This window comes from Pseudoxanthomonas sp. PXM04 (genome assembly GCF_014851695.1).
GTDB classification, from domain to species: domain Bacteria; phylum Pseudomonadota; class Gammaproteobacteria; order Xanthomonadales; family Xanthomonadaceae; genus Pseudoxanthomonas_A; species Pseudoxanthomonas_A beigongshangi.
The window spans coordinates 673,373-696,549 of the sequence record NZ_JACVAG010000001.1 but is presented as its reverse complement, the minus strand read 5'-3'; the positions used below and the strand labels follow the sequence as shown (position 1 = coordinate 696,549).

Here is a 23,177-nt window from a genome sequence, read left to right as displayed (position 1 = left end):
ATTCTAAGCCATTGAACGGCGGAAGGAAACCGCCTCTCAGGCCGGGTTTTCCCAGGGCATGCTGCCCAGCGCCGCGCCGAGCCGGTCCATCAGGCCCATGTCCGGGGCGTATTCGACCCCGTCGATGCCCAGGAGGGGCTGGATGCCGCTGGCATTGGCGGCGAAAGCGGCGCGGAAGCCGCCGGCCTCGGCCAGCGCCACCGGGCGGGTTTCCTGGGCAATCCCCTGCCCGGCCAGGCCGGCCTGCAACAGTTGCTCGCAGGTTCCCCGCAAGGCGGGGGCCAGCGGCCAGATCACGGCCTGGCCGTCCCAGAACCCGATGTTCCAGATCGAGCCCTCGCTGACGTGCCCATCCGGGGTGACGAACAGCGCGTCGTCGAATCCGTCCAGCAGCGCCTGCCGCCGGTAGTGGAACAGCGGGAAAGTGCCGACATGCTTCAGGTGCGGCTGCGACCGCTCGAATGGATACGATTTCACCCGCAACGGCGGCTTGTCGGCCGGAGCGGCCGGCCCGAGCGTGATCAGCACGTCCGGATCCACTGGCCGCAGCGGCTGGCGGTAGTCGAATCCGCGCGCGAACACGGTGAAGCGCAACGAGGCGTCGGCCGGACCGGCCCGCAGCGCGGCGACCAGTTCGGCGACGATGCGCCCGCGCGGCAACTCGGTGCCGAACAGTTCACGGGTGGCGCGCTGCAATCGCGCGACGTGGAAATCCAGTCCCTGCACCGCCCGATCGCGCACCTGCATCGCGGTGAAATGGCCGTAATTGACCACCGCCAGCGCGCGCAGCGCGTCGGCGTCGGCGGGCTGTCCGTTGAGCAGGGCGATGGACATGGTTCCGTCTCAGCCGTTGTTGTCGAACACCATTGTGGGAGCGACGTCAGTCGCGATTCGACGGCGTTGGAACATCCGGGATTTCGCGACTGACGTCGCTCCCACAGGATGAGCCGCCAGGACTAGCGGAACGGCAGGCCGCCGCGCGCGCCCATCATGCCCTTCATGCCGCGCATCAGGCCCTTCATGCCGCCACCGGCCATCTTGCTCATCATCTTTTCCATCTGCTGGTACTGCTTCATCAGCTTGTTGACGTCGGCCGGCGTGGTGCCGGAACCGCGCGCGATGCGGGCGCGGCGCGAGCCGTTGAGCAGCGCCGGGTTGCGGCGCTCCTTCTTGGTCATCGAGCCGATGATGGCGATCATCCGCGGCACTTCCTTGCCCTGGCTGACCTGCTGCTTCACGTGGTCGGGGATCTGGCCCATGCCCGGCAGCTTGTCGAGCAGGCCGCCGATGCCGCCCATGTTCTGCATCTGCTCCAGCTGATCACGCATGTCGTTGAGGTCGAACTTCTTGCCCTTGGCGACCTTGGCGGCGAGCTTCTCGGCCTTCTCGCGATCGACGTTCTGCTCGACCTGCTCGACCAGCGACAGCACGTCGCCCATGTCGAGGATGCGGTTGGCCACGCGCTCGGGGTGGAACACGTCCAGGCCGTCGGGCTTCTCGCCCACGCCGATGAACTTGATCGGCTTGCCGGTGATGTAGCGCACCGACAGCGCGGCGCCGCCACGCGCGTCACCGTCGGTCTTGGTCAGCACCACGCCGGTCAGCGGCAGCGCCTCGCTGAAGGCCTTGGCGGTGTTGGCGGCGTCCTGGCCGGTCATCGCGTCGACCACGAACAGCGTTTCCACCGGCTTGACCGCCGCGTGCAGCGCCTTGATCTCGGTCATCATCGCTTCGTCGATCGCCAGGCGGCCAGCGGTGTCGACCAGCAGCACGTCGACGAACGACTTGCGCGCATCGTCGATGGCGGCACGCACGATGGCTTCCGGCTTCTGCGAGGCCTCGGACGGGAAGAACAGCACGTCCACCTGCTCGGCCAGGGTCTTGAGCTGCTCGATCGCGGCCGGACGGTACACGTCGGCGCTGACCACCATCACCTTCTTCTTGCGGCGTTCCTTCAGGTGCTTGGCGAGCTTGCCCACGGTGGTGGTCTTGCCCGCGCCCTGCAGGCCGGCCATCAGGATGACCGCCGGCGCCGGCACGTTGAGGTTCAGATCGGCGGCCTGGGCGCCCATCACCGTGGTCAACTCGTCGCGGACGATCTTGATCAGCGCCTGGCCCGGGGTCAGCGACTTGAGCACTTCCTGGCCGACCGCGCGCACCTTGATGCGCTCGATCAGCGCCTGCACCACCGGCAACGCCACGTCGGCTTCCAGCAGGGCGATGCGGACCTCGCGGGTGGCCTCGCGGATGTTCTCCTCGCTCAGGCGGCCACGGCCACGCAGCCGCTCGATGGTGCCGGAAAGACGCTGGGTGAGGGACTCGAACATGGGAAGCGGGAACCTGGGAAAAACGGAGGCGGATTATAGCCCGGCGGGGCGGAAGGTCCCGGTGCGCGGCTTTCCCGCGGCCTCGCGCTGTTCCCGGTTCCGGCCCTATGCGACACTTCGCCGATGACAATCGTTCTCATCGCCATCCTCGGCTACCTGACCGCCACCGCCCTGCTGGTCCGCGCGGCCGCGCAATCGGCGCTGGACGTGCGGCGGGGCTGGCTGTGGCCGGCGCTGATCGCGGTGATCCTGCATGGCGGCTACCACCTGCTGGTGGCCTGGCGCACGGCCGGCGGACTGGACATGCATTTCTACTCGGCGCTGTCGCTGGTCAGCCTGGGCATGGCCGCGCTGACCGCGCTGGCCGGCGCGCGCGGGCGGATGGCCACGCTGGGCGTGGTCGCCTTCCCGCTGGCGGCGGTGCTGCTGCTGGCCTACCACGAGTTCGGGCACGCGCCTTCCCCCGGCCTGGACTGGCGCCTGCAACTGCATGCCTGGCTGGCCCTGCTGGCTTACGCCACGCTGGCGGTCGCGGCGCTGCTGGCGATCATGCTGCTGGTGCAGGAACGCGCGCTGCGGCGACGCCAGTTCCATGCCTGGCTGCGCGCCCTGCCGCCGCTGACCGAACTGGAGGATCTGCTGTTCCGGACGATCGCGGTCGGTTTCGCCCTGCTCACCGCCACCCTGCTGACCGGCGTGCTGTTCGTGGAGAACCTGCTGGCCCAGCACCTGGTCCACAAGACCGTGCTGAGCGTGCTGTCGTGGCTGGCCTTCGGCGCGTTGCTGGTCGGCCGCTGGCGCTACGGCTGGCGCGGCAGCAAGGCCGCCGGCTGGACCCTGTTCGCGATGGCCCTGCTGCTGCTGGCGTTCTTCGGCAGCAAATACGTGCTGGAACAGGTGCTGCACCGCGCCTGAGGCCGGAAAGGCGGCACCGCCGCCAGTTTCATCCCTTCCGCGACCGGGTTCGTCGCCCGGCACCGGCTTCCATCGGATCCGCCTGCTTTCCCGCATCCGCCCTCGCTATGGTCGCGTCTTCCGCCGTCAAGGAATGAACGCGCATGGCCGCATCGAATACTGTTGCCCGCCCTCCCCGCCGCCGGCGTGGGTGGAAGCGGTTGTGCCTGGCCCTCTTCGCGCTGGTGTTCGCGGCGGCGGCCTGGGATGTCACCACTTACGATGCGCGTCCCTGGCTGGCCGACTACCGGCGGCTCAAGCACGACATGGCGCAGGGCTATGCGAACCTGGACTGGATCGCCACGCACCGGCAACTGGATCTGGCCGCGCTGGATCGCGACACCACCGCCGCATTGAACCGCGCGCATTCGCGCGTGCGTGCCTTTCTGGCGCTGCGCGGCTTCGTCAAGCGTTTCGGTGACCCGCACCTTCGGCTGGAACCGGCGCAGCGCCCGGCGACACAGCCGTTGGCCTCCACAACCGACAGCGCGATCGAACCCGCCGATCCCGCCGCCGGTGCCGACTGCGAAGCCGCCGGCTACGAAGAAGACGAACACGCCTTCATCCTGCCATTCGCCAAGCTGCCGGATTGGCGCGCGCTGCCGGGCAAGCACTTCCCCGCAGGCCGTTTCGGCGACATCGGCGTGCTGCGCATCGCCCAGTTTGGCGAGCAGCGTTATCTGGCCGCGTGCCGGCAGGTGTTCCGGGCGGGCGTCGGCCAACGCGCCCTGCAACTGAGGGTGCGCGCGTACCTGCAATTGGAACTGGCCCGCACGCTGGCCGCCCTGCATGCGAGCGGTGCCCGCCGGCTGCTGGTCGACGTGACCGGCAACGGTGGTGGCAGTGAATGGGTCTCCGAGGTCATCGCCCTGCTCGCCCCCGGTGAACTGCAACGCGCCCCGCCGCGCATGAGCGCGCCAACCTGTGATCGCGGCCGCGTCTGGTACGGCGAAACTGGCTGTCCGGTACTCGCGCCGGACGGCGAACGTGAACGCATCTCCGGGCGCGGCGCCTGGCCCGGCCGTATCTTCATCCTTGCCGATCACGGCACCGCCTCGGCGTCGGAGGATCTGGTCGCCTGGCTGCAGCAGAACCAGACGGCCACCATCCTCGGCGAACGCACGCTCGGCGCGGGATGCGGTTACGTCGACGGCGGTGGGCGCACGGCGCTGAGCGTCGCGCCCTTCGATGTGGTCATGCCCAACTGCGCGCGCTTCCTCGCCGACGGCACTAACGAAATCGAAGGCATCGCGCCCGACGTGGCGATCGCGCTGCACGATGAGGACGGCATGCAGCGCCTGGTCACCGCGCTCGCCCAACCGGCACTGCGCGCGGCGCCGGTTACTCCGCCGCCGCCTCCAGCGCCTGCGACAGCCGTTCCACCGCGATCACCTCCAGCCCCTTGAACGTGCCCGACTTGGGCGCGTTGCCCTTGGGCACGATGGCGCGCTTGAAACCGTGGGTGGCCGCCTCGCGCAGGCGTTCCTCGCCGTTGGGCACCGGACGGATCTCGCCGGACAGCCCGACCTCGCCGAACGCCACCGTCTTCTCCGCCAGCGGCCGATCCCGCAGCGACGACAGCACCGCCAGCAGCACCGGCAGATCCGCCGCGGTTTCCTGCACGCGGATGCCGCCGACCACATTCACGAACACGTCCTGATCACCGACCACGATGCCGCCGTGGCGATGCAGTACCGCCAGCAGCATCGCCAACCTGTTCTGCTCCAGGCCGACCGCGACGCGACGCGGATTCGACAGCGGCGAGGCATCCACCAGCGCCTGCACTTCCACCATCAGCGGACGGGTGCCTTCGCGGGTCACCAGCACGCAGCTGCCGGGCTGCTGCGCGCTGCCGCCGGACAGGAAGATCGCCGAAGGATTGGACACTTCCTTCAGGCCCTTCTCGCCCATCGCGAACACGCCCAGTTCGTTGACCGCGCCGAAGCGGTTCTTGAACGCGCGCAACAGGCGGAAGCGGCTGCCGCTCTCGCCCTCGAAATACAGCACCGCGTCGACCATGTGTTCCAGCACGCGCGGACCGGCGATGCCGCCTTCCTTGGTGACGTGGCCGACCAGGAACACGGCGGTGCCGGTTTCCTTCGCGTAGCGCACCAGCCGCGCCGCGCTCTCGCGCACCTGGCTGACCGACCCGGGCGCGGCGGTCAGCGACTCGGTCCACAGCGTCTGCACCGAGTCAGCCACGATCAGCCGCGGCCGCGCGGAGGACGCATGCTGGAGGATGTTCTCGATGCCGGTCTCGGCCAACGCCTGCAGATTGTCCAGCGGCAGATCCAGGCGCACCGCGCGCCCGGCCACCTGCGCCAGCGATTCCTCGCCGGTCACGTACAGCGCCGGGAAGCTGGCCGACATCTTCGCCAGCGCCTGCAACAGCAGTGTGGACTTGCCGATGCCGGGATCGCCGCCGACCAGCACCACGGCGCCTTCGACCAGTCCGCCGCCGAGCACGCGATCGAATTCACCGATGCCGGTGCTCACCCGCGCTTCCTCGCTGTGGCGGACATCCTTGAGCGCGGTGATCTTCGGCGCGTCGGCCTTGCCCGCCCAGCCACTGCGGCGGGTCGCCGGCGGACCGGCGGCCGCTTCCAGCGCGATCTGGGTCAGCGTGTTCCAGGCATTGCACTCACCGCACTGCCCCTGCCACTTGCTGAATTCCGCGCCGCACTCGTTGCAGACATACGCGGTCCTGGCCTTGCCCATCGTCTCGCCTTGCCAAACTGAAGGCGCTCAGGATACCGGAGCGGGATCGCAGGGATGGAGACGGGGTTGGCGCCAGGGACATCCCGCGCAAATCCCCCGCCGCCCGCTGCGCGGCCGCCCGCCCCCTTTTTCAGGCGCTTCTCAACAGCCGAATGGCTGGTCAAGGGGGCAAAAAGCGGCCTGTCTTGCACCACATGCGTTCGAGATGCTCAAGAAAACCTGGCTTTTGCCTCCCCCTTTGCAAAAGGGGGATTGAGGGGGATTTGCTTCCACCACCCGCCACAATGCGCAACCCGGGTCAACGCCATCCCGGCAGGCTGTCCCCGCGCCCCGAGGAACCCCGGACCGAATGAAACGTCCCGCCACCCGCCGCAGCTACGCCGCCCGCATCGAGAAAGTGGTCACCCACCTGGTCGCCCACCTCGACCAGCCACTGACCCTCGAACACCTGGCGGAGATCGGCCACTTCTCGCCCTATCACTTCCACCGCATCTACCGCGGCGCGATGGGCGAGACCGTGGCCGACACCCTGCGGCGCATGCGCCTGCACCGCGCCGCGGTGGAACTGCGGCACGGCACCCGCTCGCTGTCGGCCATCGCCGGCCGCTGCGGCTACGGCAGCGCTACCGCCTTCAACCGGGCGTTCGCACAGGCTTACGGGGTTCCTCCGGGCGCATTCCGCCAGCGCGGCATGGAAGCGACGCTTCCGCCGCGCCCCGACCTGTCAGAACCCGAGGATTTCCCCATGTACGACGTCAGCATCCAGACCTTCCCCGCTCTCACCGTCGCCGCCCTGCCCCATCGCGGCAACTACCAGGACATCGGCGAGAGCTTCGAGAAACTCGCCGCCTGGGCGGCCGGCCAGGGCGTGCCGCCGCAGGCGCGATCGTTCGGCCTGTACTACGACGATCCCGAAAGCGTGCCCGCCGACGCGCTGCGCTCGGATGCCTGCGTGGAAATCGCCGCAACCGCCGACGTGCAGGCACCGTTGCGCCCGCTGACCCTCGCCGGTGGCCGCTACGCGGTGCTGGTGCATGTGGGGCCGTACGCGGAGCTGGATCGCCCCTACCGCTGGCTGTTCAGCGAATGGCTGCCGGCCAGCGGCGAGGAAGCCGCCAACGCGCCGGTGATGGAGGAATACCTCAACGATCCGCGCAGCGCGCCGCCCAGCGAATGGCGCACGGCGATCTGCCTGCCACTGCGCTGAGCGAAGTTGAACGGCGCGGCAGCGACACCGCCGCCGCGCCTTCGCGCCTCAACGCGCCTTGTACAGCTCGGCCAACCGATCCGGCTTGCCGGCAATGCGCTCCAGGTGCGGATACTGCAGGCCGTCGAAGTACGGGATGCGCACGGTCTCGATGCGGTCAAAGCGCTTGACCACCAGTTCGATCGGCGTCTTGCCGCCCTTGGCCGCGGTCACCGCGTCCTTCAGCGCTTCGGCGCTGTACTCGCGCCCGTTGACGCCCAGCAGGGTCATGCCCGGCGCCAGCCCGGCGTTGAACGCAGGACCATCCCAGCGCACGTCGCCGAGCACGCCGGTGCTGCTGGCGGACAGGCCCAGCGAATAGGTCAGGTTGGCGTCCTTGCGCTCGCTTTCCATCGCCTTGAATGCATCGCTGGGCTTGTCGGTGTAGACCAGCTTCCAGCCCGCCGCTTCCAGCCCGCCGATCAGCGGTCCGTGCCCGTTCACGCGCGAACGCAGGAACGTGGCCCAGTCGAACGGCGCGATGCCGTTGAGAGTGGCGACGATGTCGTCGAAGGTATACGGATTCACCTCCCACACACCGTTGTCCATGCCGAAGAACGCCTTGGCGAAGTCGTCGATGGACCGCTTGTTGCCGCTCAGCTCGCGCAGTTTGCCGTCCACTTCCAGCCAGATCATCTGTCCGCCGGAGTAGTAGTCCTCGCTCATCTGGTAATTGCGGAACGGCAGCGAGCGGCGCGAGGCGATGGTCGGATCGTTGGTGGTGTCCTGGATGTTGCGCCAGGCCAGGCCGGGACGGCCGCGGTCATATACGCCGGCCACCAGCGCCAGCGAATCGCGCGCCTGCTCCTGGCTCCACAGGCCCGAGCGCGCGGCCAGCACGTGGCCCCAGAACTGGGTCTGGCCTTCGTACAGCCACAGCAGGCTGTCGCCCATCGGCACGTTGAAGCTGGGCGTGGCCAGATCCGCGCCACGGCGGTACTTGCCGTTCCAGGAATGGTTGAACTCGTGCGGCAACAGGTCCCGGCCCTGCCAGGTCTTGTCCCAGTCGGTGAAGTAACCGCGGTCGCCGCTGTTCTCACTGGAGCGGTGATGCTCCAGGCCGATGCCGCCCAGCTTGTCGGTCAGCGCGAGCAGGAATTCGTAGTGATCGAAATGGCGCGCGCCGTAGAGCTTGCTGGCCTGGGTGACCAGCGCCTGATGCGCCTTGATGTGCTCGGGCTTGGCTTCCAGATCCTTGGCCTCGTCGGCGAACACGTTCAGGTGCACCGGCTGCTTTGCGCCCGGATCCAAATCGATGCGCTTGTAGTGCTTGCCGGCGAACATCGGCGAATCAACCAGATCGTCAAAGCGGATCGGCTTGAAGCAGACCGTGTCGCCGTTGCGGGTGTCGGTGGTCAGCGCGGTGGCGTACGACCAGCCCGGCGGCAGCTTCACGCAGGCCTGCGCCTGCACGTTGCGGCTGTAGTAGCCCGCCGGATAAAGCGAGGTGGAATCCCATTGCAGGTTGAGCATGTCCGGGGTCATCACCACCCGCCCCTGCGATCCGCCCTGCGAGGACAGGAACTGGAACTCGGCGGTCACTTCGCTCACGCCCGCCGGTACCTCCACGTGGAAGGCATACACGTTGAACTGATCGCGCACCCACGGCAGCCGCTGGCCGTTGGCGGTGATCACCAGGCCCGCCATCTTCTCGATGGGACCGGCCGGCGAATGCTTGCCTGGCAGCCACTGCGGATACAGCAGGGTCAGCCGCCCCGCCTGTGCCGGAATGGTCTCGCGTACCCGGAAGATGCGGCGGTTGAGGTCGGTGGCGTCCACCTCGATGCGCAATTGCCCGTTGAACGGCACATCCTTCGGCGCGGGCACTTCGTCCGCCCGCGCGGCGGACGGCGCCAGTCCGGCCAGGGGCATCAACAGGGACAACGAGACGGCAAGGGCAAGCGGCTTCATCAAGGATTCCACGAAACGGTAACCGCCCGATGCTAAGGGCTGGGTCCGGACGGGTCCGTAGGCCATTGGTCATGGTCGTCGCGACGGACTACCCTGTTGTCGACAACCGTCCCAACAGGAGTTCCCATGGCAGATTGGATCTGCACCGCCTGCAACGCCAGCAACGAAGGGGCATTCGACATCTGCTGGCAATGCGGCACCGGCCGCGATGGCGCGCCGCCCGCCCCGGCTTTCAACCGCAACCAGGAAGCCGTCCATGAGTCATTCCGGACACTGCAATGCCTGCGCTGCCAGTCGTCCATGCGGCTCATCGGCACCCGGCGCTTCCACGAAGGCTCGCGCATGGCCCCCTTCCTGCTCGCCGAACTCGGCGAACTGCTGGTCAACCGCGAAAGCTTCGACCTCTACGCCTGTCACCAGTGCGGCAAGGTCGAATTCTTTCTCTCGTAGGGTGATACAGGGCATACGCGCAGATGAAGAAAGCCGACAGGAGTCCACGTTGCTGTCGATGGCGTGAGACGTAATCCTTGGAAGCCATTTTTCAGATGCACCGCGCTGCAAATGGCGGGCCAGCGGAAAGGTAGAAAGCACCCCGCAAGCCACAGCAGACCCCGGACGGCAAATAGCCCCCTTTTACAAAGGGGGCAGGCGCCTGCAAAGCAGGCGACGGGGGATTTGCGCGATCAACCGCCCCAGCTCAATGCCGATCCGCAGGCAAATAAACCAACTCGCCAAGAACCCCGTCCACCTCGTCGGCCATCCGCTCGAACTGCGACATCAACACTTCATCCGGAATCTTGAGCAGGGCCGCCGCCTCGCGGAACTGATCGGACCCGGACAACTGCCGGAAGGTATCGCGCATCTGCACGAGCTGCGCGTGGGCTTCCTCGCTGATGATGTAGGCACTGTGGGAATGGGACATGTCGCCTCCTGTTCTGTGGACCGCCGTGACCGGCGCACGGCATGTGCGCCGGGATGTCGGGAGGTCGAAAAACCGCACACACAGAACGGCGGACCTGTTTCCCGCAAGCGGGTCTTGTATTCGGTCCACTCCCGACGCGGAAACGCATCGGCCCAAGCCCGCAGGCGAGGAAGTCCACCGGCGAACCCGCCCTGGACCCAGGCTGTGTGTGAGGAGTTTCGACACTCCTTGGTCAGCGATTCTTGTCGGGACCAGGCGCAAGCTCAACTAACATTGGCGGTTTGGAGCTGGAAGGACAAAGCCCGCAAATCCGGGTGTCCGCGACCCCGGAAAAAGCGTGTCATTCGACATCGACGCAAACAAAAGACCCGCCTTCACAGGCGGGCCTTCGGACGTCACTTGTCCCGCAGGGACATCCACTGCATTCGCCGGAGCACCCGGCCCAGATCATCGGACATGCCGGCAAAACAATCGGCCATCGCCTGCAACTTGATCGGCAGCCTCATGTGTTCGTTCTGCGGATTGCGCGGACTGCTGAGGTCCGACATCAGCCGAAGCTGATCCCTCAGTTGCACCAGTCGGAGCTGGTGCTCTTCACTCATCCAGTAACCCATGCTTGTATCGGACTTGCGGCTCATTGCATTGCTTCCTTGAAAAAGCCGCCGGATTTCGGTGGCGGCTTGCCGCTGTCTATCGGAGTTTCGACGCTCCAGGCCGGAAGTCTGCTCATGCCGGCAAAACCATTCAACGGGCTTTCCGGCCTGGATTGCGACTCAACAACGAATGCAAATGCATGCGGACAGAAGCCGCTCGTCCCCTGTTTCCTGGTGAGCCATACGCGGTTTGCCCGGCCCGGAAAAACAAAAGCCCCGCCGAAGCGGGGCTTTTATTGATCTGGTGCCGGAAATAGGAATCGAACCTACGACCTACGCATTACGAATGCGCCGCTCTACCAACTGAGCTATTCCGGCGGAACCGCAAATTCTAGGGGGCAGCCTGAATCCGGTCAATTGACCCTTCACAAGTGCTTGATGCCAAAGGGTTCCAACATCAAATGGCCTGTTCCAAGCTGGTCCTGGTACGGGCCCAGCTTGGCCGTGCCGACGTCGCCAGGCCCGTCCGTGTGAGCGGACAACAGCCGACATTCGGTTCGACGCACTCACGACGCACGAAGACTACGGGGATGCCTGGGGCATCCCCGCGACAAACACCTTCAGGCAGTGCGACTCAAAGCCCGCAAGGCGACGGCAGCACCGGGTTCTGTTCCTTCACGTTGTCGATGTGCGCCACTTTCTTGCCGCGCAGGCCGGCGACCTGGGCTTCCACGTCGGCGGTGGACAGGGCGACGCCTTCCTGGAAGAACACCCAGTCGATGTCTTCCTGGTACTCGCGCATTTCCGGGGAGTCGACTGGGCCCAGCGAGCCGTCCGCGCCCTTGGGCATGAACCACAGGTTGAAGTTGATCGACATGAAGTCCTCCGGGTACACGGCGCTGCTGTGCTCGGAGAACAGTTGGCCGTCGACGTAGTAGGTGACTTTGTTGTCGGCGACGGTGAGCACCAGCGTGCGCCAGCCGGCGTAGCTGCCTTCCTTGCGGGAGAACTCGTTCACCTTGGTCCAGGGTTCGAGCTGGAAGGTTTCCCAAGTGGTGGTCCACATCGCCGGCTTGGTGTTTTCGCCCCAGCCGCCGTTGGGCAGGTACTCGAAGTCGGTTTCGCTGTAGTCCTTGTCCATCGGCGCCTTCAGCGGGCTGATGGCATAGAAGGTCTGGATGACTTCATCGCCGTCCGGACCGTAGCTCGGTTCATCGCGGAAGAAGATGCGTGCGGCGTAGGTGCCTTCGCGGTATTTGCGGGAATGGCAGAACTGGGTCTGGCGGGTTTTCTCGGGAGTGCCGTTGGTGATCGAGCTCATCCGGACGGCGCCGCCTTCTGTTTCCGGAATGTCCGCATGGAACGTCAGGCCATCGCCCGACCAGGTCGCGCCCTTGATGCCGGGATGGCCGGTTTCTGTCCGGACTTTCCAGCCATTTTTCTGGAACGCGGCGAAATCCGGATAGCTGAAATCATCGAAGAAAACCGGCGCCGTGGTGGGCGCTGCGGCAGTCGCGTCGGCCTTGGCTTCCGCAGGTGCGTTTGCCTGCTCCGTGGCCGTTTCGGTTTTTGAATCGCAGCCGACAACGGCGAGCGATGCAGCAAGCAGGCTTACGACGAAGATACGATTCCGCGCCATGTTGTTCCCTTCCCTTCTCTTGATGATTCGTGATGGTTGAAGGGGGCGAATCTGGCGCATTGCGGACAACGTTGTCAAATGATCGGTGCGGTCTTGTATGCGGCGTTGGAAGCAATGCTTTCTTGTGGAATTACATCTGACACGATCCAAAATTCCGCTCGGGATCCATCGCGTTCAGATCAACTTCGCAGTCCGGATTCGCTTGTTTCTCGAATTGTCCATTCAATGGAAACAGAATGACTCATCTTGTCGCCAATGAGCGCATTCACCTGACTCCCGAGACAAGCGACAGGCCAAGGCAGGAACCGTGCGGGACGCTCTACCGATGGCAGACGTTGTTGATGCTGGTTCCAGACGAAGGGAGCCTTGGCGGACATGCATCGACTACGAGCGATGGGAGCGTTTGCTGAAAGCGCCCCCATCCCAGCCTTCCCCCGCGAGCGGGGGAAGGGGCAAAAAGCTCGCGGCGGAACACGGTACGGCCCCCTCACCCATCCCAGCCTTCCCCGCAAGCGGGGGAAGGGGTAAAAGCTTGCGGCAGTATGTGCACGCCCCCTCCCCCGCCTGCGGGGGAGGGTTGGGGTGGGGGCAAGCGGAACAATCGGCTAATGGGACGATCCCGCGCTGCGCTGCTACCGCAGCGCCAATGGCCTGACCCGCGCCTTCCTGGCGCCGCCCATCGGCTTCGCCGCGTACTTCATAATCGCGGTCATCCTGCGCCTGGCATCCACCTGAAAAAGGACACCGATACGTGAGCACGCAACCCACACTGATGCGCAGGCTGGGCCTGGGTCGCATGTCGACCGGCGAGTATCAGGCCAACCTCAACGGATTGAACATGTTTTTCGGCGCGGTGCTCGGGCTGGTGCTGACCGGCACGGAAAAGCTGGACGCGTGGCAATTCGGCGTCATGCTGTTCTGCCTGGCCGGGAACGTCATCACGATCCTGTTCATTTCATCGAGCCGTAACCGGGTGAGCTACGCGATCTTCGGGCTCGTCAACGCGCTGCTTTTCCCTTACGTGATGGGTTTTCTCCTGCGGGCGCCCGATCTGGTCCCGGACAAGATCCAGCCGACCCTGCTGGTCTGGACAATAATGACCATCGTCGTGGAATTTTGGGCGCGGCAGAAGGAACCGGAAGCGACCGCGCAGGAAAACTGAGCGGCGCGCTCAGCTGACCAGCTGCAGCCGCAATTCCTTCGGCAGGGCGAAGACCATGTTTTCCGGTTCGCCGTCGAGTTCGCCGATGCTGGCGGCACCCAGATCGCGCAGGCGCTGGATGACGCCGTCGATGAGGATGTCCGGCGCGGAGGCGCCGGCGGTCACGCCGATGCGCTGCTTGCCCTGCACCCAGGCCGGGTTGATCTCGTGGGCGCCGTCGATCAGGTAGGACTCCACGCCATCGCGCTCGGCCAGCTCGCGCAGGCGGTTGGAGTTGGAGCTGTTCGGCGAGCCGACCACCAGCACCAGATCGCATTGCTTGGCCAGATCGCGCACCGCATCCTGGCGGTTCTGGGTGGCGTAGCAGATGTCGTCGTTCTTGGGGCCCTGGATGGCCGGGAAGCGCGCCTGCAGGGCCTGGATGATGCCGATGGTGTCGTCCACCGACAGCGTGGTCTGGGTGGTGTAGAACAGGTTGCCTGGCTGGCCGACTTCCAGTTGCGCGACATCGTCGATGTCTTCGACCAGATAGATGCGACCGGTGCTGCCCTCGCGGCTCCACTGGCCCATCGTGCCTTCCACCTCGGGGTGGCCAGCATGGCCGATCAGCACCACGTCGCGGCCGGCACGGCAATGGCGGGCCACTTCCAGATGGACCTTGGTCACCAGCGGGCAGGTCGCATCGAACACCTTCAGGCCGCGGCGGTCGGCTTCGGCTCGGACCGCCTGCGAGACGCCGTGCGCGCTGAAGATGACGGTGGCGTTGTCCGGCACTTCGTCCAGCTCCTCCACGAACACTGCGCCGCGGTTGCGCAGGTCATCGACGACGAAGCGGTTGTGCACGACTTCGTGGCGCACGTAGATCGGCGCACCGAGGGTCTCGATGGCGCGCTTGACGATTTCAATGGCGCGGTCGACGCCGGCGCAGAAGCCGCGGGGGTTGGCGAGCAGGACATCCATGCCGGCGATTTTACCGGAGCCGGCGGCGGGAACGGTGAATCGGCGCTTCCGGCCCGGAATCCCCTTCACCCGGCCCTGGCTCAAGCCTTGGCGGGCTTGTTGCGCTTGCCGTCGAACAGGCCGAACAGGGCGATGCCGACGGCGCCGGCGACGATCGCCGAATCGGCCAGGTTGAACGCCGGCCAGTAATGGTCGCGCCAGTACCACTGGATGAAGTCGATGACGTGGCCGTGGATGAGGCGATCCACCACGTTGCCCAGCGCGCCGCCGATGACCAGCGAGTATGGCAGCGCCTGGCGCCAGTCGCCGCGCGGGGTGCGGCCCAGCCAGAAGGTCAGCAGGCCGCAGATGCCGATCGCCAGCGCTGTGAAGAACCAGATCTGCCAGCCGCCGGCGCCGCTGAGGAAGCTGAACGCCGCGCCGGTGTTGTAGGTGCGGAACCAGTTCCAGAAGCCTTCGATGACCGGCACGGCGGTGTACTCGGGCAGCGAGGCCAGCACCCAGGCCTTGGTCCACTGGTCCAGGCCGATGATGACAGCCGAGAGCAGCAGCCAGATCAGGGCGTTGGGTTTGACGGCGGTTTGGCTCATGGGTCGGGTCGCGGTTTCTGGAGGGTGTGTTCTGGAGAAGTGAGTATGCCGGGTAAAGCGGCACGGTTACGGCGCTTGATGCCCTTCCGCCGGGTGTTTGGAAGGAGGACCGAAGGCGCCGAGCCGGGCCTATCGGGGAGGCATTCTGGGAAGGGGTGGCTGGAGGGGGGCTGACTTGTGGGCTTGGGTGGGCGGTTCCGGGGTTCCGGGTGGGGACTTCGGAACCGTCGTGCTGCCCCCATCCGGCGCTGAGCGCCACCTTCCCCCGCTGGGCGGGGGAAGGGGTTTGGTCAGAACCAGCGGCGGTCTTCGCCGGGGCCGTCGACATTGCTGGCGCAGCGGCCGCACAGTTCCGGGTGGGCCGGGTTGGCGCCGATGTCGGCGCGGTGGTGCCAGCAGCGCACGCACTTGGCCTTGTCGGTCGGCTGGGCCAGCACGAACACCTCGTCCGCCTCCACCGCGCCGACGCTGACGTCGCCGCTGATGAGGAAGAAGCGCAGTTCCTCGGCCAGCGGCTGCCACTTGGCGGCCAGCGCGGCGTTCACCGACACCGCGATCTCCGCTTCCAGCGCCGCGCCGATCTGGCCGTTGGCGCGCATCGGCTCAAGCACCTTGGCGACCTGTTCGCGCAGGGCCAGCAACTGGTCAAAATCGGCCGCCGTCAGGGTGGCGTCCGCCGGCAGCGGCGCCAGCCCGTCGTACCAGGTGGCGAACAGCACGTTGCCGGTGCGCTCGCCGGGCAGGTAGCCCCACATCTCGTCGGCGGTGAAGCTGAGCACCGGCGCGATCCAGCGCACGAACGCCTCGGCGATGCGGTACATCGCGCTCTGCGCCGAACGACGGCCGCGCGAGTCCTCGCGCATCGTGTACAGGCGGTCCTTGGTGACGTCCAGGTACAGCGAGCCCAGATCCACGCTGCAGAAATTCAGCAGCGCCTGCACGATCTCGGCGAAGTCGTAGCGATCGTAGGCGGCCTTGATCTTCTCCTGCACTTCCCAGGCACGGTGCACGATCCAGCGATCCAGCGCGACCATGTCCTCCAGCGGACGCAGGTCGCGCGCCGGATCGAAGCCGTGCAGGTTGCCCAGCAGGAAGCGCGCGGTGTTGCGCAGGCGGCGGTACGCGTCGGCGTTGCGCTTGAGGATTTCCTGCGACAGCGACATCTCGTTGCTGTAGTCGGCCGAGGCGATCCACAGGCGCAGGATGTCCGCGCCCAGGTTCTTCATGATGTCCTGCGGCTCGATGCCGTTGCCGAGCGACTTGGACATCTTGCGGCCGTGTTCGTCCACGGTGAAGCCGTGGGTCAGGCACTGCCGGTACGGCGCATGCTTGTCGATGGCCACGCCGGTGAGCAGCGAGGACTGGAACCAGCCGCGGTGCTGGTCCGAGCCTTCCAGGTACAGGTCCGCCGGCTTGCCCAGGCCGCGTTCCAGCAGCACGCCTTCATGGGTCACGCCGGAGTCGAACCAGACATCGAGGATGTCGGTGATCTTCTCGTAGTCGCCGGCCTCGTCGCCCAGCAGTTCGGCCATGTCCAGGGTGTACCAGACATCGACGCCGCCCTGCTCCACCCGATCGGCCACCGCCTGCATCAATTCGACGCTGCGCGGATGCGGCTCGCCGGTCTCGCGGTGCACGAACAGCGCGATCGGCACGCCCCAGGTGCGCTGGCGCGAGATGGTCCAGTCCGGGCGGCCGTCGACCATGCCGGCGATGCGCGCTTCGCCCCACTGCGGGAACCAGCCGACCTGCTTGATCGCGGCCAGCGCGTCGCGGCGCAGGTGCGCCTGCTCCATCGAGATGAACCATTGCGGGGTGGCGCGGAACGCGATCGGCGTCTTGTGCCGCCAGCAATGCGGGTAGCTGTGGGTCAGCTTGGCGAACGCCAGCAAGGCGCCGCTGTCGCGCAGCACCTCGACCAGCGCCTCGTTGGCCTTCCAGATATGCAGCCCGGCCAGCGCGGTTTCGCCTGCCGGCGGCGTGGACGGCAGGTACACGCCGCGACCGTCGACCGGATTGAGCTGGCCAGTGGTGTATTTGTCGATCAGGCCATAGCGCTGGCCAACCACGAAGTCTTCCTGGCCATGGCCGGGCGCGGTGTGCACGGCGCCGGTGCCGTCCTCGGCCGACACATGATCGCCCAGCAGCACCGGAATCTCGCGCTCGGCATAGAACGGATGCGACAGCACCACGCCCTCCAGCGACGAACCGGCGGTACGTGCGTGCACCACCGCTTCATTCACGCCGTAGCGTTGCAGCGCGCGCGCGGCCAGCGCGTCGGCCAGCACCAGCCAGCGACGCTTGCCGTGGTGGGCCGGTCCCTCGACCAGCGCGTATTCCAGATCCGGCCCCAGCGAGACCGCCAGCGAAGCCGGCAGCGTCCACGGCGTGGTGGTCCAGATCGGCACCGCCACTTCCACATCGTCGGGAACCTCGATGCCGAACGCCGCCGCCAGCGCCTTGCGGTCGCGCACGGTGTAGGCGACGTCGATGGCAGGCGAGTCCTTCTCCTGGTATTCGATTTCCGCCTCGGCCAGCGCCGAGCCGCAATCGAAGCACCAGTGCACCGGCTTCACGCCGCGGGTCAGGTGACCGTTGGCGACGATCTTGGCCAGCGCGCGGATCTCGTTGGCCTCGAAGCGGAAATCCAGGGTCTTGTACGGGTTGTCCCAGTCGCCGATCACGCCTAGCCGCTTGAAGTCCTTGCGCTGCAGATCGATCTGCGATTCGGCGTACTCGCGGCACTTCTGCCGGAACTCGACCGCGTCCAGCTTGACGCCGACCTTGCCGTATTTCTTCTCGATGGCGATTTCGATCGGCAGGCCATGGCAGTCCCAACCCGGGATGTACGGCGCGTCGAAGCCGGCCAGGTACTTCGACTTGACGATGATGTCCTTGAGGATCTTGTTGACCGCGTGGCCCAGGTGGATCGCGCCGTTGGCGTACGGCGGGCCGTCGTGAAGCACGAACAGCGGGCGGCCCTTGGCGTTGGCGCGCAGCTGCGCGTACAGGCCGTCGGCTTCCCAGCGCGCCAGGGTGTCCGGCTCGCGCTTGGGCAGATCGCCACGCATCGGGAAATCCGTCGCCGGCAGGTGGAGGGTGGCTTTGTAGTCCTGGCTCACGCCGTTGCTCGTTGGTTGTCGTTTGAAAGAAGGGCGCGCGCCTGTTCGGCGTCGCGGTGCATCTGCTCGGTCAGGCTGGGCAGATCGGGGAATTTCAGTTCATCGCGCAGCTTGGCGACGAATTCGACTTCGATGTGGCGCCCGTACAGGTCGCCGGCGAAATCGAACAGGTGCGCTTCCAGCAGCGGCTCCACGCCGTCCACGGTGGGACGGGTGCCGAAACTGGACACGGAAGCCCATGGTTGTTCCGCCACACCATGCACCCAGGTCGCGTAGATGCCCGACAGCGCGGGCGTCTTCGGAAAGCGCAGGTTGGCGGTCGGAAAACCGAGCGTGCGGCCGAGCTGCTGCCCGCGCACCACCCGCCCGCCAATCGCGTAGGGCCGGCCGAGCAGGCGCGCGGCATCGGCGAAGTCGCCCTGCTTCAGCGCTTCGCGGATGCGGGTGCTGGAAATGCGCTCGCCCTGCGACTGCACCGCTTCGATCTCGTTGGCGGTGAAGCCGAGCTCGGCACCCATCGCCTGCAACAGCGCCAGATCACCGCCGCGCCGGTGGCCGAAGCGGAACTCGGGACCAATCCAGACTTCGCGCGCGGACAACCGTTCCACCAGCATCCGGCGGACGAAATCCTCCGCGCTCATCGCCGCCATCGCCGCGTCGAAGCGCAGCAGGCCGACCGTATCGGCACCCAGTTCGCGCAGGCCTTCGACCTTGGCGCGGGCCAAAGTCAGGCGCGGCGGCGGATTCTCGCGGGCGAAGAACTCGCGCGGCAGCGGTTCGAAGGTCAACGCAACCGCGTCCACGCCCAATGCGCGCGCGCGCGCGGCCGTGTGGCGCACCAGCGCCCGGTGACCGCCATGCAGGCCGTCGAAAGCGCCGATGCAGACCACGCTTCCCCGGGGACCCAGCGGTCCACCGTCGACGTCACGAAACAGCCTGCTCATATATTCCTGGTTGGATGGCCGCCATTGCGGGCAGGCCGGCGCGAAACGCGCGAATCCCGAAGTATAGCCGCCCTGTCCGGTCTCAATGCCCCCGCAGATCGCGCGGACGGATGCCCTGCAGCCACAGCAGCGCGCCATACAGGGCTCCACCACTGCCCACCAGTACCGCCAGCCGCCAGCCACGTTCCCACCAGGCCCAGTGGGACCAGTCGGGCCAGACCCAGCGCAGCGCCAGCAGCACCACGGTCATCGCCAGCGAGGCCAGGCCGATCTGGCGCAGGAACCGGCCCCAGCCCGGCTGGCGCCGATAGACCCCGGCCCGGCGCAGGTACCACGCCAGTTGCACCGCGTTGGCCCAGCCGGCGATGGCGATGGCCAAGGCCAGCAGCGCGTGCGCACCCGGGATATGCGCCAGCGCGTCCAGGTACCGGCCGTCGGCCTTGGCCAGGGCGGCCTGGCCGATGTCGGTGAACTGCAGCAGGCCGGCGAACAGCAGGATCGTGGCGGCCGCGTTCACCAGCACCGACACCACCGCCGCCTTCACCGGCGTGCGGGTGTCCTGGCGCGAGTAGAAGGCCGGCGCCAGCACCTTGACCAGCAGGAACGCCGGCACCGCGGTGGACTGCGCCATCAGGCTCCAGGTGCTCATCTGGGCATGGAAAGCGGTGAATTTGTTGTACTGGAACAGCGTCGCCATCAGCGGGCCGGCGCAGACGACCAGACCGATGCAGGCCGGTACGCCGATCATCAGGCACAGCCGGAAGCCCCAATCCAGGCCCTTGGAGAAGCCCTCCGGATCGGTCGCCGCGTGGCGGCTGGAGAGATGCGGCAGGATCACCGTGCCGATGGCCACGCCGAACATGCCCAGCGGGAACTCCAACAGGCGATCGCTGTAGTACAACCAACTGACGCTGCCGCTCAGCAGGAACGCCGCCACCCAGGTGTTGAACAGCAGGTTGAACTGCACCACGGAGGAGCCGAACAGGGTCGGCACCATCAGCGTCATGATCCTGCGCACGCCGGCATGGGCCAGGCCCAGCTTCGGACGCGGCAGCAGGCCCAGCTTCGCCAGCGCGGGCAACTGGAAGACCAGTTGCAGGATGCCGGCGACGAATACGCCCCAAGCCAGCATCATCACCGAGGCGCCACTCACGTAGGCCAACCATGCCGCCGCGATCATCGACAGGTTCAGCAGGATCGGCGACAGCGCCGGAATCGCGAAGCGCTGGTAACTGTTGAGGATGCTGCCCACCAACGAGGCCAGCGAGATGAACAACGCATACGGGAAGGTGATGCGCAGCATCTCGGTCAGCATGTCGTGGTGCGCGCCCGTGTACTTGGACGCGATCACGAAAGCCAGTTGTGGCGCCAGCAGGAGCACCACGGCGGTCACCACCAGCAGCGCCGCGGCGAGGGTGCCGGTGACCCGGTCAATCAGTTCCCTGACCGCCTCCGGGCCGTGCTTTTCCTTGTACTCGGCCAGGACCGGCACGAAGGCCATCGAGAACGAGCCCTCGGCCGACAGCCGGCGCATGAAGTTGGGAATCCTGAACGCGATGAAGAAGATGTCCATCGCGGCCGTGGCGCCGAACACGGCGGCATAGACCTGGTCCCGGACCAGCCCGGACAGCCGGGACAGGAAGGTCATGGCGCTGAAAATGGCACTGGAGCGCAGGAGCCGGTTGCCGCTCATCGGGCGGCCTCCCCTGCCGGTTGACCCAGGTTGACGCAAGCTGCTGAATAGTCCATACTTTTTTGTCTATTTTCCCGTAACCCCATTATCACAGCTTTCAGGAACCCATCGTGGCCAATATCAAGTCCGCCAAGAAGCGCGCCAAGCAGACCGTCGTGCGCAATGCGCGCAACTCTGCCCAGCGCTCCATGCTGCGCACCGCCGTCAAGAAAGTGCTCAAGGCGCTTGACGCCAACGACGCCGCTGGCGCGCAGGCCGCTTTCGCCGTCGCCCAGCCGATCCTGGATCGCTACAGCTCGCGCGGCCTGATCCACAAGAACAAGGCTGCCCGCCACAAGAGCCGCCTGACCGCCCGCATCAAGGCGCTCCAGGCCGCCTGACCAGGCGTCCACGGGAAAGCAAAAAAACCCGGCTCCGGCCGGGTTTTTTGTTGCCCGGAATCCAGCCCCCTCCCCCGCTTGCGGGGGAGGGTTGGGGTGGGGGCGGAACGGAGTCGACTCGCTTCGTGCCGACGAAAACCTGCGAGCATCCCGAGCTTCCCTCACTCGAAATGCGGTTGGCTGGACGCCTGCCACGGGTTCCGGCTTGCCCCCATCCCGGCCTTCCCCCGCACGCGGGGGAAGGGGCGAAGCGGAGAGCATCTGAGCAGCTGCCTCAGCCCGCATTCCGGGCCTTTTCATGCTGACGGTTGCGCCGGAAGAATCTGCTCCCTCCCCTGCTTGCGGGGGAGGGTTGGGGTGGGGGCGGAACGGAGTCGACTCGCTTCGTGCGGACGAAAACCTGCGAGCATCCCGAGCCTTCCTCATTCGAAATGTGGTTGGCTGCACGCCTGCCACGGGCTCCGGCTTGCCCCCATCCCGGCCTTCCGCATGCGGGGGAAGGGGCGAAGCGCGGTGTCGGGGAGGCGCTGCCTCAGCCCGCATTCCGGGCCTTTTCATGCTGACGGTTGCGTTGGAAGAATCTGCTGCCTCCCCCGCTTGCGGGGGAGGGCTGGGGTGGGGGCGGAACGGAATCGACTCGCTTCGCGCGTACGAAAACCTGCGAGCATCCCGAGCCTTCCTCACTCGAAATGTGGTTGGCTGCACACCTGCCACGGGTTCCGGCTTGCCCCCATTCCGGCCTTCCCCCGCATGCGGGGGAAGAGGCGAAGCGCGGTGTCGAGGAGGCGCTGGCTCAGCCGGCATTCCGGGCCTCTTCGGCCTCTTCGCGTTGGCGATCGAAGAACGCCATCACGTCCTGCATGATCGGCCAGGTGCCCTCGCGCGAAATCGCGGAAATCTGGTACCAGGGATGCATCCAGTCCAGCTCGGCCACAATCTGCTCGGCGCGCTCGCGGGCCTCGTCCTCGAACATGAGGTCGGCCTTGTTGAGCACCAGCCAGCGCGGCTTCTCCAGCAGTTCCGGATCATGCTTCATCAGTTCCTGCTCGATGGCACGGACCTGTTCGGCCGGGGCGATGCCTTCCACCCCGCCTTCCATCGGCGCCATGTCCACCAGGTGCAGCAGCAGGCGGGTGCGCTGCAGGTGGCGCAGGAACTGCGCGCCCAGGCCGGCACCGTCGGCGGCACCCTCGATCAAACCGGGAATGTCGGCGATGACGAAGCTGCGGTGCGCCTCGACGCTGACCACGCCCAGGTTCGGATAGAGGGTGGTGAACGGATAGTCGGCGACTTTCGGCGTGGCCGCCGAGACCGCGCGGATGAAGGTGCTCTTGCCGGCGTTGGGGAAGCCCAGCAGGCCGACGTCGGCCAGCAGCTTCAACTCCAGCTTCAGCAGGCGCTGCTCGCCCTCTTCGCCCGGCGTGGCCTTGCGCGGAGCGCGGGTCACCGAACTCTTGAAATGCATGTTGCCCAGGCCGCCCTTGCCGCCCTTGGCGACCAGCAGGCGATCCCCGTGGCGGGTCAGGTCGCCGATGACCTCATCGGTCTCGACGTTGGTGATGACGGTGCCGACCGGCACGGTGATGGTCAGATCCTCGCCGGCCTTGCCGTACATCTGCCGGCCCATGCCGTTCTCGCCGCGCTGGGCGCGGAAATTCTTCTCGTGGCGAAAATCCACCAGGGTGTTGAGGTTCTCGTCGGCAACCAGCCAGACGCTGCCGCCGCTACCGCCGTCGCCACCGTCCGGCCCGCCCAGCGGGATGAACTTCTCGCGCCGGAAGCCGATGCAACCGTTGCCGCCGTTGCCGGCGATGACCTGGATTTCCGCTTCGTCTACGAGTTTCATGGGATTGGGGATTCGGGATTGGAGATTCGGACAAGCAAGGCTGCTTCTCCGGATGGAGCAGGAAGGGAACCGGCGCGGAATCCGCCTTTCGCGAATCCCGAATCATCCATCCCCAATCCCGGCCCTGAAACGAAAAGCCCCGCACGCGGCGGGGCCCTTCGCTACGTGTG

At 66.5% G+C, this 23,177-nt stretch carries 19 protein-coding genes and 1 tRNA gene; 6 read left to right on the top strand and 14 right to left on the bottom strand.

All coding sequences use genetic code 11. The annotated features are described in order from the left end of the window. Positions 1–36: 36 nt before the first annotated feature. Positions 37–834 carry an aminotransferase class IV family protein gene (locus tag IB228_RS03340; RefSeq protein WP_192197565.1) on the bottom strand — a complete coding sequence of 266 codons (798 nt, stop codon included), beginning with the start codon at positions 832–834 and terminating at the stop codon, positions 37–39. Positions 835–956: 122 nt separating this feature from the next. Then, on the bottom strand, positions 957–2,327 hold the full coding sequence (gene ffh / locus IB228_RS03335; RefSeq protein ID WP_192197564.1) for a signal recognition particle protein: 1,371 nt from the start codon (positions 2,325–2,327) through the stop codon (positions 957–959). Between the two features lie 123 nt (positions 2,328–2,450). Between ffh and ccsA the strand changes: the two genes are divergently transcribed. Together ccsA and IB228_RS03325 are read left to right on the top strand one after the other, a co-directional pair. Continuing rightward, positions 2,451–3,242, top strand: coding sequence for a cytochrome c biogenesis protein CcsA (gene ccsA, locus IB228_RS03330; protein ID WP_192197563.1), 792 nt, complete (start codon positions 2,451–2,453; stop codon positions 3,240–3,242). A gap of 200 nt (positions 3,243–3,442) precedes the next feature. Continuing rightward, a complete protein-coding gene (locus IB228_RS03325) occupies positions 3,443–4,687 on the top strand; it encodes a S41 family peptidase (protein ID WP_192197562.1) in 1,245 nt (414 codons plus the stop codon). On the opposite strand, the gene radA is transcribed toward IB228_RS03325, so the two are convergent. Beyond that, positions 4,623–5,999, bottom strand: coding sequence for a DNA repair protein RadA (gene radA, locus IB228_RS03320; RefSeq protein ID WP_192197561.1), 1,377 nt, complete (start codon positions 5,997–5,999; stop codon positions 4,623–4,625). The genes IB228_RS03325 and radA overlap by 65 nt on opposite strands. A gap of 349 nt (positions 6,000–6,348) precedes the next feature. On the opposite strand from radA, the gene IB228_RS03315 reads away from it, so the two are divergent. Further along, a complete protein-coding gene (locus tag IB228_RS03315) occupies positions 6,349–7,206 on the top strand; it encodes an AraC family transcriptional regulator (protein WP_192197560.1) in 858 nt (285 codons plus the stop codon). Between the two features lie 48 nt (positions 7,207–7,254). Here the strand turns inward: IB228_RS03315 and IB228_RS03310 are convergent, their stop codons facing one another. After that, positions 7,255–9,156, bottom strand: a complete 1,902-nt coding sequence (locus IB228_RS03310) for a M61 family metallopeptidase (RefSeq protein WP_192197559.1) — start codon at positions 9,154–9,156, stop codon at positions 7,255–7,257. A gap of 126 nt (positions 9,157–9,282) precedes the next feature. On the opposite strand from IB228_RS03310, the gene IB228_RS03305 reads away from it, so the two are divergent. Then, positions 9,283–9,606, top strand: coding sequence for a hypothetical protein (locus tag IB228_RS03305; RefSeq protein WP_192197558.1), 324 nt, complete (start codon positions 9,283–9,285; stop codon positions 9,604–9,606). Between the two features lie 247 nt (positions 9,607–9,853). Here IB228_RS03305 and IB228_RS03300 read toward each other — a convergent pair whose 3' ends face one another. The 4 genes from IB228_RS03300 to IB228_RS03285 all read right to left on the bottom strand — a co-directional run bounded on the left by IB228_RS03300 (position 9,854) and on the right by IB228_RS03285 (position 12,310). Beyond that, positions 9,854–10,078, bottom strand: coding sequence for a hypothetical protein (locus IB228_RS03300; protein ID WP_141453489.1), 225 nt, complete (start codon positions 10,076–10,078; stop codon positions 9,854–9,856). 395 nt (positions 10,079–10,473) lie between these two features. Next, complete coding sequence (locus tag IB228_RS03295) at positions 10,474–10,716, bottom strand: hypothetical protein (protein WP_192197557.1); 243 nt, start codon at positions 10,714–10,716, stop codon at positions 10,474–10,476. 257 nt (positions 10,717–10,973) lie between these two features. After that, positions 10,974–11,049, bottom strand: a tRNA-Thr gene (locus tag IB228_RS03290). A gap of 256 nt (positions 11,050–11,305) precedes the next feature. Then, positions 11,306–12,310, bottom strand: a complete 1,005-nt coding sequence (locus IB228_RS03285) for a glycoside hydrolase family 16 protein (RefSeq protein WP_183644749.1) — start codon at positions 12,308–12,310, stop codon at positions 11,306–11,308. A gap of 751 nt (positions 12,311–13,061) precedes the next feature. On the opposite strand from IB228_RS03285, the gene IB228_RS03280 reads away from it, so the two are divergent. Further along, on the top strand, positions 13,062–13,472 hold the full coding sequence (locus IB228_RS03280; RefSeq protein ID WP_343205576.1) for a hypothetical protein: 411 nt from the start codon (positions 13,062–13,064) through the stop codon (positions 13,470–13,472). Between the two features lie 9 nt (positions 13,473–13,481). On the opposite strand, the gene ispH is transcribed toward IB228_RS03280, so the two are convergent. From ispH to murJ, 5 genes are all read right to left on the bottom strand, one after another. Beyond that, the gene (gene ispH / locus IB228_RS03275; protein WP_183643010.1) at positions 13,482–14,432 is read right to left on the bottom strand and encodes a 4-hydroxy-3-methylbut-2-enyl diphosphate reductase; all 951 of its coding nucleotides are present in this window, start codon (positions 14,430–14,432) and stop codon (positions 13,482–13,484) included. An 80-nt stretch (positions 14,433–14,512) separates the two neighbouring features. Further along, entirely contained in the window at positions 14,513–15,022 is a 510-nt protein-coding gene (gene lspA, locus IB228_RS03270) for a signal peptidase II (RefSeq protein ID WP_192197556.1), read from the bottom strand. 290 nt (positions 15,023–15,312) lie between these two features. Then, a complete protein-coding gene (ileS, locus tag IB228_RS03265) occupies positions 15,313–18,144 on the bottom strand; it encodes an isoleucine--tRNA ligase (protein WP_183643016.1) in 2,832 nt (943 codons plus the stop codon). Continuing rightward, entirely contained in the window at positions 18,141–19,088 is a 948-nt protein-coding gene (locus tag IB228_RS03260) for a bifunctional riboflavin kinase/FAD synthetase (RefSeq protein ID WP_192197555.1), read from the bottom strand. Before IB228_RS03260 ends, ileS begins: the two co-directional genes overlap by 4 nt. An 82-nt stretch (positions 19,089–19,170) precedes the next feature. Beyond that, positions 19,171–20,781 carry a murein biosynthesis integral membrane protein MurJ gene (gene murJ / locus IB228_RS03255; RefSeq protein WP_192197554.1) on the bottom strand — a complete coding sequence of 537 codons (1,611 nt, stop codon included), beginning with the start codon at positions 20,779–20,781 and terminating at the stop codon, positions 19,171–19,173. 110 nt (positions 20,782–20,891) lie between these two features. Here murJ and rpsT point away from each other — a divergent pair, with 110 nt between their 5' ends. Then, on the top strand, positions 20,892–21,161 hold the full coding sequence (rpsT, locus tag IB228_RS03250) for a 30S ribosomal protein S20 (RefSeq protein WP_141453506.1): 270 nt from the start codon (positions 20,892–20,894) through the stop codon (positions 21,159–21,161). Between the two features lie 793 nt (positions 21,162–21,954). Here the strand turns inward: rpsT and obgE are convergent. Further along, positions 21,955–23,007: a GTPase ObgE gene (gene obgE / locus IB228_RS03245; protein WP_141453507.1), complete on the bottom strand. Its 1,053-nt coding sequence runs from the start codon at positions 23,005–23,007 to the stop codon at positions 21,955–21,957. Positions 23,008–23,177: the final 170 nt, after the last annotated feature.